At 38.5% G+C, this 16,029-nt stretch carries 18 protein-coding genes; 13 read left to right on the top strand and 5 right to left on the bottom strand.

Translation table 11 applies throughout. The annotated features are described in order from the left end of the window. Positions 1-280: 280 nt before the first annotated feature. On the bottom strand, positions 281-1,327 hold the full coding sequence (locus HZ311_RS05570) for a diacylglycerol/lipid kinase family protein (RefSeq protein ID WP_178946521.1): 1,047 nt from the start codon (positions 1,325-1,327) through the stop codon (positions 281-283). A 702-nt stretch (positions 1,328-2,029) separates the two neighbouring features. Here HZ311_RS05570 and HZ311_RS05565 point away from each other — a divergent pair. Beyond that, on the top strand, positions 2,030-2,533 hold the full coding sequence (locus HZ311_RS05565) for a QueT transporter family protein (protein ID WP_019722317.1): 504 nt from the start codon (positions 2,030-2,032) through the stop codon (positions 2,531-2,533). 124 nt (positions 2,534-2,657) lie between these two features. On the opposite strand, the gene cbpA is transcribed toward HZ311_RS05565, so the two are convergent. Continuing rightward, positions 2,658-3,302 carry a cyclic di-AMP binding protein CbpA gene (gene cbpA, locus HZ311_RS05560; protein WP_010734268.1) on the bottom strand — a complete coding sequence of 215 codons (645 nt, stop codon included), beginning with the start codon at positions 3,300-3,302 and terminating at the stop codon, positions 2,658-2,660. 158 nt (positions 3,303-3,460) lie between these two features. Here cbpA and rpmG point away from each other — a divergent pair, with 158 nt between their 5' ends. The 4 genes from rpmG to HZ311_RS15735 all read left to right on the top strand — a co-directional run bounded on the left by rpmG (position 3,461) and on the right by HZ311_RS15735 (position 4,851). Further along, positions 3,461-3,613, top strand: a complete 153-nt coding sequence (gene rpmG, locus HZ311_RS05555; protein ID WP_005878997.1) for a 50S ribosomal protein L33 — start codon at positions 3,461-3,463, stop codon at positions 3,611-3,613. 17 nt (positions 3,614-3,630) lie between these two features. Then, positions 3,631-3,801, top strand: a complete 171-nt coding sequence (gene secE / locus HZ311_RS05550; RefSeq protein WP_010734269.1) for a preprotein translocase subunit SecE — start codon at positions 3,631-3,633, stop codon at positions 3,799-3,801. A gap of 182 nt (positions 3,802-3,983) precedes the next feature. Then, positions 3,984-4,217 (top strand): helix-turn-helix domain-containing protein, encoded by a 234-nt coding sequence (locus HZ311_RS15740; protein WP_023520407.1) that lies wholly within the window; start codon positions 3,984-3,986, stop codon positions 4,215-4,217. A gap of 7 nt (positions 4,218-4,224) precedes the next feature. Beyond that, positions 4,225-4,851 carry an Rgg family transcriptional regulator gene (locus HZ311_RS15735; protein ID WP_306795957.1) on the top strand — a complete coding sequence of 209 codons (627 nt, stop codon included), beginning with the start codon at positions 4,225-4,227 and terminating at the stop codon, positions 4,849-4,851. Between the two features lie 97 nt (positions 4,852-4,948). On the opposite strand, the gene HZ311_RS05540 is transcribed toward HZ311_RS15735, so the two are convergent. Continuing rightward, positions 4,949-5,110, bottom strand: a complete 162-nt coding sequence (locus tag HZ311_RS05540) for a hypothetical protein (protein WP_010734271.1) — start codon at positions 5,108-5,110, stop codon at positions 4,949-4,951. Between the two features lie 372 nt (positions 5,111-5,482). Between HZ311_RS05540 and nusG the strand changes: the two genes are divergently transcribed. The 8 genes from nusG to HZ311_RS05500 all read left to right on the top strand — a co-directional run bounded on the left by nusG (position 5,483) and on the right by HZ311_RS05500 (position 14,278). Continuing rightward, the gene (gene nusG, locus HZ311_RS05535) at positions 5,483-6,028 is read left to right on the top strand and encodes a transcription termination/antitermination protein NusG (protein WP_010734272.1); all 546 of its coding nucleotides are present in this window, start codon (positions 5,483-5,485) and stop codon (positions 6,026-6,028) included. 125 nt (positions 6,029-6,153) lie between these two features. Beyond that, positions 6,154-6,999 (top strand): alpha/beta fold hydrolase, encoded by an 846-nt coding sequence (locus HZ311_RS05530; RefSeq protein WP_153830555.1) that lies wholly within the window; start codon positions 6,154-6,156, stop codon positions 6,997-6,999. Between the two features lie 343 nt (positions 7,000-7,342). Next, on the top strand, positions 7,343-8,179 hold the full coding sequence (locus HZ311_RS05525) for an ABC transporter permease (protein WP_023520405.1): 837 nt from the start codon (positions 7,343-7,345) through the stop codon (positions 8,177-8,179). After that, on the top strand, positions 8,172-8,951 hold the full coding sequence (locus tag HZ311_RS05520; protein ID WP_010734275.1) for an ABC transporter permease: 780 nt from the start codon (positions 8,172-8,174) through the stop codon (positions 8,949-8,951). Before HZ311_RS05525 ends, HZ311_RS05520 begins: the two co-directional genes overlap by 8 nt. A gap of 61 nt (positions 8,952-9,012) precedes the next feature. Then, positions 9,013-10,053: an ABC transporter ATP-binding protein gene (locus HZ311_RS05515; RefSeq protein ID WP_023520404.1), complete on the top strand. Its 1,041-nt coding sequence runs from the start codon at positions 9,013-9,015 to the stop codon at positions 10,051-10,053. A 22-nt stretch (positions 10,054-10,075) separates the two neighbouring features. Then, positions 10,076-11,137, top strand: a complete 1,062-nt coding sequence (locus tag HZ311_RS05510; protein ID WP_023520403.1) for an ABC transporter substrate-binding protein — start codon at positions 10,076-10,078, stop codon at positions 11,135-11,137. Between the two features lie 109 nt (positions 11,138-11,246). Then, positions 11,247-12,971: an adenine deaminase C-terminal domain-containing protein gene (locus HZ311_RS05505; protein ID WP_062806143.1), complete on the top strand. Its 1,725-nt coding sequence runs from the start codon at positions 11,247-11,249 to the stop codon at positions 12,969-12,971. Next, complete coding sequence (locus HZ311_RS05500; RefSeq protein ID WP_137072851.1) at positions 12,968-14,278, top strand: amidohydrolase; 1,311 nt, start codon at positions 12,968-12,970, stop codon at positions 14,276-14,278. The genes HZ311_RS05505 and HZ311_RS05500 overlap by 4 nt, the downstream gene beginning before the upstream one ends. A gap of 113 nt (positions 14,279-14,391) precedes the next feature. Here HZ311_RS05500 and sdaAA read toward each other — a convergent pair whose 3' ends face one another. Both sdaAA and sdaAB read right to left on the bottom strand, forming a co-directional pair. Further along, positions 14,392-15,264: an L-serine ammonia-lyase, iron-sulfur-dependent, subunit alpha gene (sdaAA, locus tag HZ311_RS05495; RefSeq protein WP_023520400.1), complete on the bottom strand. Its 873-nt coding sequence runs from the start codon at positions 15,262-15,264 to the stop codon at positions 14,392-14,394. Between the two features lie 15 nt (positions 15,265-15,279). Then, entirely contained in the window at positions 15,280-15,948 is a 669-nt protein-coding gene (gene sdaAB / locus HZ311_RS05490; RefSeq protein WP_010734281.1) for an L-serine ammonia-lyase, iron-sulfur-dependent subunit beta, read from the bottom strand. Between the last annotated feature and the right edge of the window lie 81 nt (positions 15,949-16,029).

Here is a 16,029-nt window from a genome sequence, read left to right as displayed (position 1 = left end):
TCTGAGCCAACAAAACAAATAGAGGACCGTAAAGAGGCAACTGACCAAGCGCAGGAAGTTTCGCTTTTTGCCATCGAAGAAGAAAAAAATGAAGTGAAAGAAGCTGAAACGCCAAAATTACCTGATAATTACATTCTCACAACCGAAGCTGTGGAACAGCAATGGATTGATCCAATGATCGGTATGGAGAACATTCGACCATAAACAGGCAACATCAGTTGGAAGTGTGAAGTATCAGCCCAGAAAAGACACCCGAAACGCTAACGTTTCGGGTGTCTTTTCATTGGAAAGGTAGATGCTCCATCTGAAGAACTTCCACAGATAAAGAGGCTGACTGTTCCTCCCTCATTACTATTTTTTCACACCACAATAACTGTGTTTTATTTGTTAGTTGTAAATCAAACGATTGTTTTTCTAAATCTTCCCCATCTTCTTGACCATATTGGGGAATAGTAGAAACAATTCGAAGTTTGCTTGTTGTATAGTGATGGAAATACTTCGAGTGCATTTGTTTCTTCTGTAATAATAAAAGAAGCAACCAAGCGATTTTAAATAGATTTACTCGTTCAACAACCACGAAGTCGATAGTTGGCTTGGTCACATCTGCAGTAGGAACAATCGATACTCCTCCACCAAAATAAGGATGATTAGTTGCCGTACATAGAAAGGCTTTTTTAAAATTCACACGTTTCCCACCAATATCTACAAGAATCGGAAAGCCTTTTTGTGAGAAAAGAGCATATAGTAAAGAAAAAATATAAGAAAGCGAGCCTAAATTATACTTATTCAATCGTTTTTTTGCATTGGAATGATTCGTAGTATGAACGATTGCTGCATCTAAACCAATCCCGAAATTATTGAGTGCCAGCCCTTCGCGATCGTTTACTTTTTCTTCATAATGCAACACATTTATTTTTTGTGGTTCTTTGGTTGCTAAAATCGTTTCTAAAGCTTTTTCTGGATCTCTACTTAACCCAATTCCACGAGCAAAGTCATTGCCTGAGCCGGCTGGTATGAAGCCGACAGGAAAAGATACACATAAATGATGAAACGTATTCAGGACTTGATGAAGCGTACCATCTCCTCCAATGACGATGAGAAGTGGGTACCATCCGATAGTATCAGCATCGATATCCTCTTCCCATTCAATGAGGGTATCTTCGGCTAAATGTTCCGCTATAAGGGCATCGTGCCCTTTATATTCACTATAGTGAACCGTATAGGAAAGTTTCTTTTGATCCAAAATTGGTAAAATCTTATCCGCTGTTTTCTTTCCGTTTCCGCTACCAGCAGCTTGGTTGATTAATAGGTGATAATGAAAATTCATTTTTTCCTCCTGGAATGCACCAAAGTATCGTGTACCTGAGTTGAGAAAACAAGTCTTGTCGGGCTCCTTCATGAGTTCTCATTAACATACGATAGCAAGGCGACATAGTCAAAAGGAGAGCAAGCAGTGTCAGATTTAATCAACAGCTGTGAATACTTGTGGTTTTAGTCATGTAAATAGATCAACGATGCTTTACTAAATCGTCTCACCCTGAGTAAGCAGTGGTTGAATAATAGAGTCAACCACTGAAGGTTCAACAAAGCATCTCGTCATTATTGTCAAAAGAATTACAATCTTGGTTATTATAGCAGAGGTTTGGGGAAATGAAAAAGAAGTTAAGTTAGAAAATACAATAAAGAACAAACGAAAAAACGTAGGTAAAAGATAGAAACAAAGAATTGTCTGGAGAGTATTAGTCAACAGCGACACTCATTTTTTTGATAAGAAGAGTGCGATTCCTTTATCTATCAAGCCTCAATCTCTCAATGAGGCTGTTCAATAAGGTCTTGCGCTAACTACTCGAGGTGTCTTGCTTGTTTTTATTTCTTTTATTTTTTATAACAATCTTTTCAGGGTAAGGTAAAAATGCTGAAATGGTGGGGTGGAGGGAAGGTTGTAATCTAGAATTGTTATGTTATAATACGCCTTGCGGTTCATCAACCATCCCGCATTAACAAAACTAGGAGAAATGAGGAATAGAATATGGAGAGAACAAAGAGTAGGCAACGACTGATGGTAGTCGTTATTAATGGGTTGATCATGGCCTTATATCTAGCGTTAACGATTTTGGTAGCACCTGTGTCTTCGGGGCCAATCCAATTTCGTATTTCAGAAAGTTTGAATCATTTAGTTGTATTCAATCGAAAATTATTATGGGGTGTCTTAGGTGGCGTGATTGTTTATAATGCCATTTATGGTTTTGGTGTCATGGATGTGATTTTCGGTGGTGGTCAAACACTACTTGCATTAGGACTAACGGCACTTATCCAAAATAAAGTGAAAAATGTCAAAGTGCGCTTAGCATTAAATACAGCGTTCTTTACAATCAGTATGTTTATGATTGCTTATATGTTAGTACCAACTGGCGGTCAAGCGTTTTGGACAACGTATGGTACACTTGCGTTAAGTGAATTTATCGTGATGGCTGTTTCTGCGCCATTGATGTATTATCTAGACCAAGCAGTGAAATTCAACGATCGTGTATGATTGTTTTTAATCGAGTAAAAAAGCCAGGAATTCCAAAAGTCGTAAATGATTTTGGGATTTCTGGCTTTTTTGAAATATGATTTTTCGAAAAATAGTTAGTAAATATCAACCACTAAACAGGTTTTTATTTATCAGTATCTTGTAAATTTTCAATTTCGATCACTTTGTAATTTTTCTTTTCTAAGTGATTGACGATCGAATCACAGACACTTTTTTCTGTATGAGCTGGTAGAGTGATCAAGGTACGACGGATGTATTCATCTTTTTCGATATCCAAAGTGATACAACTAGCAATGCTACTATATTTTGCGATGATTTTTGAAATCGCCGCTAAGTCACCTTGTTTACCTGTCGAAGCAATCGTCAAGACGTAGCTTCCTTGTTCTACGCTCCAAGACTGAGACAACATACCAAGTAAGGTACTGTGTGTCAAAATCCCATAGAAATGGTTTTGGCTATCAAGTACAGCAATGTATGGAAGCTCTTTGATCGTAAAGAATACTTTAAAGAAAGAAGTATCTAAATAAATGAATTTTGTTGCGTTTTTCAATAGATGAGTGACTGGTAAAGTCATATCGCCGCCATTTGCTTTGTGACGATAGATGTGCATTTTATAAATATTCCCACGGAAAATATTTCCGGAAGTATCAAGAATCGGTACACAACGGTAACCGGATGTTTCTAAAATTTCTAGTGCTTCTTCCAAGTTGCTTGTCTCAGAGACGGTAGTCAAATCTTTTTTCTTGTAAACAAGAGTTTTTAATAGCATAGTCATACCTCCAGATTGTTCATTTTTAAAATCCTTTAAGTAATCATATCATAACTAAAATAAAAACAGTAGAGCGTATGATCACTAATTGACATAAAATAATTTACATGATAATGTAGTATGGTATAAATTTGGTTTTCAGTGAGGAGGGGAAACGGATGGCAAAGAAAAAAGCGGCATTAGCATGTTCCGTTTGTGGTTCTCGAAACTATACTAAGTCGATTAGTGAAGGAAAAAGCGGCGAGCGTTTGGAAATCAACAAATTTTGTAAATATTGTAATCAATACACATTACATAAAGAGACAAAATAACAAGGAGGAGGCTTACGATGAAATTTCTTAAAAGTGTAAAAGATGAAATGAAACAAGTGACTTGGTCAAGTAAAAAACAATTACGTAAAGATACACTAGTCGTTATCGAAACGTCGATCATCTTCGGACTAATGTTTTTCGTGATGGATACAGCGATCCAAAGTCTGTTTGCATGGATCTTGCAATAATTCAATAAGTTTATCTAAATAAAAGGCGAGCTATCCATGATTATCAATCAATTGGAAGCTCTATTTTTTTTGATAGTAACCGTGAAATTTCAACAAGTTTTTTGTGAATTATTGATCATTCTTTTGCTTTGCTAGTTGATAAGTAAGGAGGAACATATGGAAGTTCATGAATTATTAAAAAAATGCGTGTTGACAGAGGCATCTCTCAAAAAAAGCTAGCCGATGGAATTGTTTCGCGGGAAACGTTAGCTAAATATGAGAATGGGAAAAATCATTTACCATTATTAGTCTTTTTAGAATTATTAGAACGCTTGAATATGACGATCGATGAATTCATGTTTTATCTTGATGGAGATAAAGTATCTCAAAAAAATTTGAGTTTGAAGAAAATATTCCGGAATCTAGAAAAAAAATAGTGGTGCAATCAATTATCAATTAAAAAAACTAGCCCAAGAAGTAGAATACTCAGATGATTTAGTCGTCATAAGAAATTATCTTGCTGTCAAAACTTATAAGTGGTATGAGGGAATCGGTGGTGTAAAAAAATTAAATAAAAAAGATACTAACTATCTGAAAAGATTATCTGATTATTTAGAGAAAATCGATGAGTGGGGAAGATTTGAAATGACGACTTTTGCTACTCTCATCTATTTATTTGAAACAAGTTACATCAAACAGCGATTGAAAGAAGTAGAAAAGAATGTGATGAAAAAAGGAGAGTTGGAGAGCTTCCATTCCATATTATCAGGTATTTATAATAATGTGTTTTTACTGATGATTGAAAGAGAAGAGCTAAAATTAGCTAAGTATTATTTGGAAAAACTATGTGAGACTCGACGTAGAATTATTTTTCAGCGAGAAACTGAAATATATCATCGGTTTTATCAACTTGTACTTGCGCACATCGAAGGAGAGGCTGTCAGTAATAAAATAAAGGATTTTATTATGGGATTAGAATTGATTGGAGCGAGCAAGTTGAAGAATGAATTTTTAGCTGATTTACATAGATTTGAAACACAATACGAGATTGAACATATTTTTAATATATGAGGATAAAAGAGATTTCTTGTTTGCTTATTTAGGGAGAGTTTGAACTGATCGGACTATCTGAAAATGTAGATATGTATTGATTCATACAACATGACTCTTATTTTGAATGGTTTTCAAAAGTATCCTTTAGTATTTTTACTTCTTTTTCTAAAGATGAGACTTTTAAACTTAAAAAGAAAACAGTGAGACAGGAGAGAATCAAGGCGAGAGAATCTAACCAATCAAAAACCGTTGCAATGAGTTGTCTAATTGTTTCCATGGGGATACCTCCTCTCGTAAAGTTCTTTAAAGCTCAATAAGATGCCTTATGACTATAATTGTACATTGTAGGAATAAATAATATTGACATGGGTATGTATTTTCCTATGCCTTTTCGCTGAATAACAAAAAATAAAAAAATTTATTGATTCATCTTTATAAAATAAGCTTTTTAAGGAATTATTTTTTTTCAAAAAAACAGTAGATAATATAATTTCTGCACCAAAATAAGAATAAATAACGCTTTTTAAATTACTAGAGAACTAAAAATAAGTCACTAGTAAAAACCAGCAAACGGTGCTATAATCAAAGAGAGGAAAAGCTTCGGGGAACTGAGGTTTTTTTATTTTACAAATGAAATGAGGAGCCTTCAATGGAATCTTTTGAAAAAAATTGGTATGTATTGCATACATACTCTGGATACGAAAACAAAGTAAAAGCAAATATCGAGTCACGTGCGCAAAGTATGAAAATGGCTGATTTTATTTTCCGTGTCGTTGTTCCTGAAGAAACAGAAACTGAAGTGAAAAATGGGAAAGAAAAAGAAATCGTTCATAAAACATTCCCTGGATATGTCTTAGTAGAAATGATCATGTCAGATGCTTCATGGTATGTTGTCCGTAACACACCGGGCGTTACAGGTTTTGTTGGTTCTCACGGAGCAGGAAGTAAGCCTGCACCTTTATTACCGGAAGAAGTAAATCATATCTTACGTTCAATCGGTATGAGTTTACGTCAAAACGAACTGAAAGTAGAAGTTGGCGAAGTTGTTAAGATCATCGAAGGAGCTTTTGCTGGATTAGAAGGTCAAGTGACAGAAGTCGATGAAGAAAAAGAAAAACTAAAAGTAAACATTGACATGTTCGGTCGTGAAACAAGTACAGAGCTTGATTTTGATCAAGTAGATAAAATCGACTAAACAGTGATCAGAATAATGGAGGAGTTGGGATGCCTAGTCATCTCAGCTCTTTTTTGTCTTGAATGAAAGGAGTGAGAAAAGTGATAAAACAAAATGAAGTGAATTTTAATCGGGTGCTAAGTGGCATGGTGTTGCTGGTACTGCTAATCCTCTCTGGTTGTCAAACGCAAGAAAACAAGAGCCAAAAAGAAACTGCCTCTACTGAAACAACGAGGACAAGCCAAGTAGAATCCGTAGAAAAGGGGAGTGTGCCTACCTTATTTGTTCACGGATATAAAGGAACAGTGAATTCATTCAAAGGAATGATCGATCGGTTAGAAGGAGAAAGCAAAGGGCAACAAGAATTGACATTGACTGTAGATACTAATGGGAACGTTCAAGCGCAAGGGGAGTTATCAAAAGAAGCAACCAATCCAATGATCCAAGTGCTTTTCGAAGACAATGAAAATAATGAGTGGAATCAAGCAGAATGGATTCGTGCATGTCTGGTTTATTTGCAGACAACTGATCAAATCAACAAAGTGAACATTGTCGGACATTCGATGGGTGGAGTCAGCGGCCTCCGTTATCTAGTCACGTATGGCCAAGAAACAACTTTACCGCAAGTTGAAAAGTTTGTAGCACTAGGCGCACCGTTCAATGACTTTGTGGATGATAGCGGTCAGAATTTAGCTGATTTACTCGAAAATGGGCCAACAGTGGTGTCTTCAAGGTATCAAGATTATCAAACAATGATAGGGAATCTCCCTACCGACACACAATTTTTATTAGTTGCAGGGCAGTTGAGTGAAGTAGAGCTAAGTGATGGAACTGTTCCGCTGAATAGTGCATTGGCAGTTTACGCCTTATTGAAACAACATGGTAACCCTGTAATGGAAAAGGTCGAAGAAGGTGAAGGTGCTTCACATAGTATGCTTCATGAAAATGAAGAAGTGGATCGAGAAGTTAGTCAGTTTTTATGGAATAGTTGAGTCGAATAAAAAGAGTAATTAACGAACGTTTTTGGGTGAATGTTCGGTAATTGCTCTTTTTGGGTTTCCAGAAAACCGATTTTCTGTTTCGTATGAGATGTATTCCTCGACACTTTTGATAATTAACTCGCATTAATTACTAATAATCGTTTGGCGGATAAACATAGATAACTAAAAAAAATAAAATGAATACGAGTATTTTTTGTATAAAACGGATAAACGCAGGTTTTTTACGATGTTTTTCATATAACTCATGTTTTTTTCTGAATATATTACAAAGTTTTCTTGAAAATGTTCGTATTTTTTCTTATAATGAGACAGAACACGAATGAGGGGGAGAACAATGAGGAAGAATGTTCCGTATTTGATCATTGCGCCAGGAACGATCTTATTACTATTTTTTATGATTTTGCCATTGGTCAATATTATATGGCCAACTATTTTTACTGAAACAGGTGCTAGTCTAAGTGCTTACACCAGTTTTTTGACAGATGATTTCAATTTGAAGATTTTTCTTCGAACAATTCGCGTTTCTGTCATTGTGACGTTGATTTCTGCCGTTTTAGGTATTCCAACTGCTTATTTTATTGCAGGTGTGGGTAAAAAGTGGAAAAGTTTATTGATGGCAATGACGATGTTTCCATTATTGACCAATTCAGTCATCCGTAGTTTTGCTTGGATCAACATTTTAGGAAGGACAGGAGTAATCAATAATTTTTTGATTCGCATAGGACTGATCGAACAACCCATCGCCTTACTATATACGGAGTTTGCAATTATTATCGGGTCTGTCTATTTATTCTTACCTACCATGGTCATGACACTTGTTGGCGTGATGGAAAATATTGAGAAAGAAACACTGGAAGCTGCCGAAACGTTAGGTGCGAGTCCGTTTAAAACGTTCTATAAAATTGTCATGCCGCTTTGTATACCTGGAGTGATCGTTGGCAGTATTTTAGTATTTACAGGCACATTGACGGCTTATACGACACCACAACTTTTAGGTGGGAACCAAAATATGATGATGGCGACTTTCTTATACCAGAAAGCATCGACTTTAGGTGATTGGACTTCAGCAAGTGTCATTGCATTGATCATGATCATCACGACTCTGATGGTGAATAAAGGATTGAATATGATTGCTGCACGTTTAGATCGGAGGGAAATGAATCATGCGTAAGCAAAAAGGGATGACGATCATCGCAGTATTAGTTTTTGCGTTTTTGTTTTTACCATTAGTGATTATTGTTGTAACGTCTTTTGGACAATCATCGACGATACAATTTCCGATTGATGGATTCTCATTAGAATGGTACAAGAAAGCACTAAGTTCTGAAACATTTATGAATAGCTTTAAATTGAGTTTAAGTATTGGCGTAGGGGCTACTCTGTTAGCTTTATTAGTAGGCGTGCCGACTTCTTACGCACTTTCTCGTTACCACATGAAGAGTAAACAGCTTTTTAAAAATTTCTTTTTGTCACCAACGATGATTCCGGGTATCGTTGTCGGCTATTCCTTGTTCCAATACATTGTGATCAAGTTTAACTTGCCGGTGATCCAAGCTTTATTGATTGGTCATTTTTTGATCAGCCTACCGTATATCATTCGCGTCGTAGGTTCAAGCATGGAGCAATTAGATTTTTCGATTGAAGAAGTTGCCTGGACGTTGGGTTGTACCAAAACCCGCGCTTTTATGCAAGTCGTCTTACCAAATGTTTCTTCTGGAATATTTGCGGCGTTTATGCTGGCTTTTGTCAACTCATTCAATAATGTACCAGTTTCAATGTTTTTATCTGGACCAGGAGTAACGATGTTGCCCACTTCATTGTTGAGCTACATTGAATATACGTATGACCCGACTGTGTCGGCGATTTCAGTAATGATCATGGTATTAACCGTTTTCTTGATGTTTATTATTGAGAAAACGTTAGGATTGGCTTCAATCGCTTAACTATTGAGTGAAGAAATCGAACCGTACTTGAGAATGACTGGAAACTATGAGGGGGAGAACCGTGAGTTTTGTAAATTTGAACAATATCCGTGTGAGTTATGACGGAAAACAAAATATATTAGAAGATTTGTCTATTTCAATGGAAAAAGGAGAGCTAGTTTCTTTATTAGGCCCCAGTGGTTGCGGTAAAACAACGACGCTACGTGTGATTGCTGGATTGATTTCGCCGAATGAGGGCTCTTTTGTTCTGGAAAATCAAGAATTAGTGAAAGTTCCTGTGCATAAACGTAATTTTGGTATGGTATTTCAGAGCTATGCGTTGTTTCCTCATCTAACGATTGCTGAGAATGTTGCTTTCGGTTTGAAATTGCGTAAAGAAAATAAAGCGGATATCGCCAAGAAAGTAGCAGATATGTTAGCAATCTGTGGCTTAGAACAGTTGGGTGATCGTTACCCGAAACAACTATCAGGTGGGCAACGTCAACGAGTGGCATTGGCTCGAGCATTGGTTATTGAACCTAAGTTACTACTCTTAGACGAACCATTAAGTAATTTAGACGCTAAACTACGTGTCCAAATGCGGATCGAGATCAAACGTATTCAACAACAACTTGGTATCACAACAGTTTTTGTGACCCACGATCAAGAAGAATGCTTTTCGATCTCGGATAAAGTCGCGGTCATGAATAATGGCGTTATCGAGCAATATGATACACCGGAAACAATCTATCGGCATCCCAAAACTCGTTTTGTTGCACATTTTATCGGTTTTGAAAATTTCTTTCCAGTTGAACCAATCGAAGGCATCCGCTATCAAGCAGCAGGGAATGTCATTGAGACACCTTATGAGCAACCGATAGCAGAACGATTAGTAGCGACGATCCGTCCCGAAGATATCGAGATTGCCTCTGATGCGACACATAACGTTGTAAAAGGTGAAGTGAAAGTCAGAACATTTTTAGGGAAAAGTTACCAGTATGAAGTGACAACGGCTTTAGGTAAGTTCTTAGTAAACGGTACGGATAAACAAATTTACCAAGCAGGGGATCAAATCAACCTGCATTTCCCAAAAGATAAAATCGTTCTTTTGGAAGATAAATAAGCAAAGAAAAGGGGAAAAATCAGTGAAAAAAGGCTTTCTAGTAAGTTCAGTAGTTTTAGCGAGTATGTTTGTATTGACAGCTTGCGGTGGAGGATCTGAAACTAATTCATCCGAAGCGAAAGAGTCAAAAGATCTAGTTGTATCAACATTTGGTTTAAGTGAAGATATCGTGAAAAGCGATGTAATGGATCCTTTTGAAAAAGAATTCGATGCGAAGATCACAATGGATCTAGGGAACAGTGGCGATCGCTTCAACAAATTAATCAGTAATCCTAGAGGAATCGACGTGATTGAGTTAGCGCAAGCGAACTCAGCGGATGGCGCTTCTCAAGAATTATTTGAAAAACTAGATGAATCAAAAATCCCGAATTTAGCGGACTTAACTGAAGGAGCGAAGGAAGTCTTTGATAGTGGTGCGGGTGTTCCGATTGCTGTAAACAGTGTAGGTATCGTTTACGACAGAGAAAAAGTTGGAAAAGAAATTACTAGCTGGTCAGATCTTTGGGATTCAGCATTAGAAGGAAAAATCTCGATCCCGGAAATTACTACGACTGCCGGTCCTTTGATGATGTATATTGCAAGTGATCATGCGGGTGTAGCGATTGAAGATGACAATGGTGAGGCAGCATTTGAAGCCTTAGAAGAATTGAAACCAAATATCGTTAAGACCTATGCAAGATCTTCTGACTTAGCAAACATGTTCCAAGCAGGAGAAATCGAAGCAGCGATCGTGATGGATTTTGCTTATGATATCGTCAAAGGAGATTCTGATACGATCGAGTATGTTGTACCAGAAAGTGGCACATATGCGAACTACAACACGATCAATATTCCAAAAGAAGCAGCGAATAAAGAATTGGCTTACTCATTCATCAACTATAGAATTAGCGAAGAATCACAAAAAACAAAGGCACTTTCATTAAATGAAGCACCGACGAATGATAAAGTGGAGTTGAGTGAAGAAGAAGCTGGTAATATGACGTATGGGGCAGTTGCTGATCGCGCAAAAAATATTGACTTTGATTTCGTGAATAGTCAAATGACTGACTGGATCGATCGTTGGAATCGTTTGATCAACCAATAAACATTTTCCTATAACGGGAAATCATTGAAAAAATAAACATTGGGGTGGTTGTGTCGGAAGCGCACAGCCCCCTATTCTTGTCTAAGGACAATAAAAGTGAGGGAAAAATGTGAAGATTGACTTACTGATTAGAGATGCACAAGTGTATAACACAGCCAAACAATGTTTTGAGAAGAAACATGTCACAGTCAGCGGTGAAAAATTTTATTACATCACAACAAAGGATCTGAGTCACTTGGAGATCCTTCAAGAAATTGATGGCCGAGGGAAATACATGATTCCTGGCTTGATTGACAGCCACATGCACATTGAGAGTTCAATGACTACGCCAAGTATTTTTTCAAAGGCCGTTTTACCATTTGGTGTGACTACAGTGATTGCGGATGCGCATGAGATGGCAAATGTTTTTGGGCTTGAAGGGTTGACTGAATTTATGGCTGCAGAAACGGAATTAGATATTTTCCATGCAATCCCATCGTCCGTTCCTTCCACTACACCTGAACTAGAAACTACCGGTGGCATCATTGGGTTAGCTGAAACAGAAAAGTTGTTAGACAATCCAAAAGTGATTTGTTTAGGCGAAGCCATGAATTTTCACGGCATTGCCCATGAACCAACTTCGCTGATTCGCCAAATTATTGACCTATGTAAAGAAAAACGTCCGACCATGCCGTTAGAAGGACATTGTCCTAAAATTTACGAAGAAGAATTGGCAGCATTTATGTATAGCGGGATTTCTTCTGATCATACGCATCAGTTTCCGGAATCCTTAGCAGAAAAAATTGAGAACGGCATGTTCATCCAATTCCAAAACAAGTCGATCACACCGGAAAATATGGCGGTGATCACAGAAAATGAATATTATGACTATGCTTGTCTCATCACTGATGATGTGATGGCAGACGATTTACTCACTGGTCACTTAAATGAAAATTTGAAAAAGGCAGTAGAGGCGGGGGTGCCGATCGAACAAGCAATCTATATGACGACTTATACGCCTGCACGTAGAATGGGTTTGAATGATCGTGGATTGATTGGACCTGGACGAATGGCTGATTTTATTTTGTTAGATGATTTATCCACATTCGCTATTTCTGCGGTCTTTAAATCGGGCAAAGAAGTCTACAGGCAAGGTAAGGCGATCACTTATCCAGAAAAAATCGAACAATTTCCTACTTCATACAGTCAAACGGTCCATTGTAAAAAGCTTTCTTTAGACGATCTAAGGTTGCCAGTCAAAACGGATTTGGCAAGTGTTCGTTGTAATGTTATTCGTAAACATGAGGTTGGTACATTTACAGAACGGATCACGAAGAAAATTCCGGTGAAAGATGGGTACCTCGATTGGGAAAATTCAGATTGCGCCTTATTGCTCGTGATGGAACGTTATGGAAAGAATGGCAATGTGGCGTATGCTTTGATGGAAGAACCCATTTCAAAACCAGGAAGTATTGCGACGACTTGGGCGCATGATCATCATAACGTGATGGTGATGGGGAATAACTGCCAAGACATTCTGCTGGCTCAGCAAAAATTGTTGGAATTACAAGGTGGCTATGTGGTAGTTAAAGAGGGCAAATTAACAGCAACTTGCCCGCTACCGATTGGCGGGATCGTTTCACAAGCGCCAATTGAAGAGTTAGGCCAAGACTTAAAAACTGTGCGTAGAGAAATGCAAAATCTAGGCTATAAAAACATGAATGAGATCATGTCGTTTTCTACGTTGTCACTACCAGTTTCACCTGCAATCAAAATGACAGATAAAGGAATGATGAATACGAAAACACAGGAATTTTATCCGCTGGTTTTTCCAAGTGATGGTGTTTTGTTATGAGTACACTGATAAAAAATGTCCACGTTCTAACGATGGATGATCAACTGACTGAATACAAAAACGGGTATGTACGGATTGAAGAAAATCGTATCATTGAGATAGGAGAATGGCAGGAAGGGATAGCTTCTGCGGAGGAAGTCATCGATGGAGCAGGCGGCATCTTGTTGCCAGGTTTTGTGAATACACATACCCATGCTGGGATGATTCCTTTTCGATCTTTAGGAGACGATGTGCCAGATCGGTTACGACGGTTCTTATTTCCATTAGAAGCGTTCATGACGCCAGAGCTAGTGGCAGCAAGTACAGCATATGCAATTAGTGAAATGTTGCTTAGTGGTGTGACAGCTTTTTGTGACATGTATTATTTTGAAGATCAAGTCGCGCAAGTATGTGATCAGTTTAAGATTCGTGCGATTCTTGGTGAAACGATCATTGATATGCCTGTGTGTGATAATGTAGAGCCTTCTGGCGGCTTGACTTATTGTGAGACATTCCTGCCAAAGTGGAAAGATCATCCATTGATTACGCCTGCGTTGGCTCCTCATGCGCCGAATACCAATACCTATGAAGGGCTGAAGCGAACAGTTGAATTGAGTGAACGATTCGATGTGCCGATCACCTTGCATGTGGCAGAAATGGACTATGAAATGCAGGAATTAGTGAAGCAGTATCAACAAACGCCATTCGAGTTATTAAAAGACTTAGGTTTTATGAACAGACCGTTGATCATGGCCCATTGTATCCATATGACAGAAGCAGATATTGCCTTGGTCGCTACAGCAGGAGAGCAAGTCGGAATTGCGCACTGTATCGGCGCGAACACAAAATCAGCGAAAGGTATAGCACCAGTTAAAGCCATGCTGTCTGCAGGGTTAACTGTCGGGTTAGGTACAGACGGTCCAAGTAGTGGCAACACTTTAGACCTCTTTGCACAAATGAAGCTCTTTGCCAATTTCCATAAAACCTTTGAAAAAGATCGTGCGCTTTTCCCAGCGAAGGAAATTGTCCGTTTAGCCACTAGAGGTGGGGCGGAATTGTTAGATTTTAAAGAGACTGGTCAGCTTGTTGTAGGGAACAAGGCAGATTTTATTGTAGTTGAGACGCAGTCTGTGAATATGTTTCCGATTTTTGATCCATATTCTGCCTTAGTTTATTCAGCGAATGCTTCCAATGTGGCCCATGTATGGGTGGATGGCAGACAACTCGTACGTGATCATCAGTTAGTCCATCATGATTTTAAACAAATCAAAGCGGATCTCTATGAACAAATGGGGCAATTTGTGTTTGAAGTAAAGCAGAGGATGTAAGAAACAAACCGAATAACCATGGCAGCAAATTTGCTGCCATGGTTATTCGGCATATCTTTGGCGATAACGAATTTTTGTGCATTGTCTGATTCAGCTTTTGATATAAGAAGTAACTATGATTGTTTTTCTAAGATTTCTTTCGTTAGTCGTTTCGCGGTAGGTGTCACTGCAAGTCCGCCTTCTGCTGTTTCTTTGAAAATCGAAGGCATTTGTCTGCCCACTTGGTACATGGCAGCGACTACTTCATCAGGTGGGATCACGCTTTCGATGCCAGCTAAAGCCATATCAGCTGAGATGAATGCTTGTGACGAACCTAAAGCATTTCTTTTAACGCAAGGGACTTCGACGAGACCAGCTACAGGATCGCAGATCAAACCCATCATATTTTTAAGCGTGATTGCCACCGCTTGGGCGGCTTGGTGAGCTGTGCCGTTTTTCGCACAAACCAAGGCAGCCGAAGCCATCGCACTCGCCGATCCAACTTCTGCCTGACAGCCACCTTCAGCCCCGCTGATTGATGCGTTGTTTGCAATGACCAAGCCAAAAGCGCCAGCTGTAAATAAGAAGTCGAGTTGTTGTTCATGGGTTAATTGCAAACGATCACGTACGGCCATCAAGACACCTGGGACAACTCCTGCGCTGCCCGCAGTAGGCGTTGCGCAGATCAATCCCATTTTGGCATTGACTTCGTTCACAGCAATCGCATTACGAACCGCGGTCAAGATTGTTTCGCCACTAAGAAAATCAGCGTTAGAAAGATAGTTGTCCATCTTTTTGGCATCGCCGCCAGTAATTCCTGTGACAGAAGTTACGCCGGCATTTCCTTCTGCGATAGATTGTTCCATCACGAGTAGATTCTTTTCCATGATCTTGATGATCTGCTCACGAGAACGACCGCTCATCTCCATCTCAACTGCGATCATCAATTCGGCAACGCTAGGGTAGTCTTGTGCTTGTTGGACTAATTCTTCAATTGATAAAAACATACCTCGTCTGCTCCTTTACTCGAAATAATTGACACTGTCAATATTTGGTAACTGTTTTAGTTTTTTTACGGTATCTTCTACTTGAGGATCGTCCACTTCCATGATCATAATGGCATTTTCGCCTTTTGACTCACGAGTAACTGTCATTGTACCGATATTGGTGTTGGTTTCTGAAAGAATATTGGTGACTTTAGCAATCATGCCAGGAACGTCTTGGTGGACGATGATCAAGGTTGGTGTTCCCATGCTTAATGAAATCTTGAAGCCGTTCAATTCAGAAATCTGGATGTTACCCCCACCAATTGAGATGCCTGTAACCGAAAGCTTTCGACTGCCTTTTTTCAACAACATTTTGACGGAATTAGGATGATCGGCTTTTTCACTTTTAGGTACGAATAATACTTCCATACCTGCTTCATGAGCCAACCTTAACGAATCTGCTAAACGAGAATCATCAGGTTCCATGCCTAATAATCCTCCAACTAAGGCAATATCAGTACCATGTCCACGATAGGTTTTGGCAAAAGACTCATATAGGTAGATGTCAACAGAATCTGGTTGATCACCAAAAATACTACGGACGATCTTTCCGATTCTTGCTGCTCCAGCAGTATGCGAACTGCTCGGTCCAATCATGACAGGACCAATAATATCAAATACACTTCTGTATTTTAGATCTTTCATTATTTCACCTCATTAGAATAGAAGAACTTATTTGTTATATATAATATGTATTAGGTTCATACAGGCGTAAGTTTAGCATAA

This window comes from Enterococcus mundtii (assembly GCF_013394305.1).
GTDB lineage: Bacteria > Bacillota > Bacilli > Lactobacillales > Enterococcaceae > Enterococcus_B > Enterococcus_B pernyi.
This window is presented reverse-complemented; position numbering and strand designations above follow the sequence as displayed.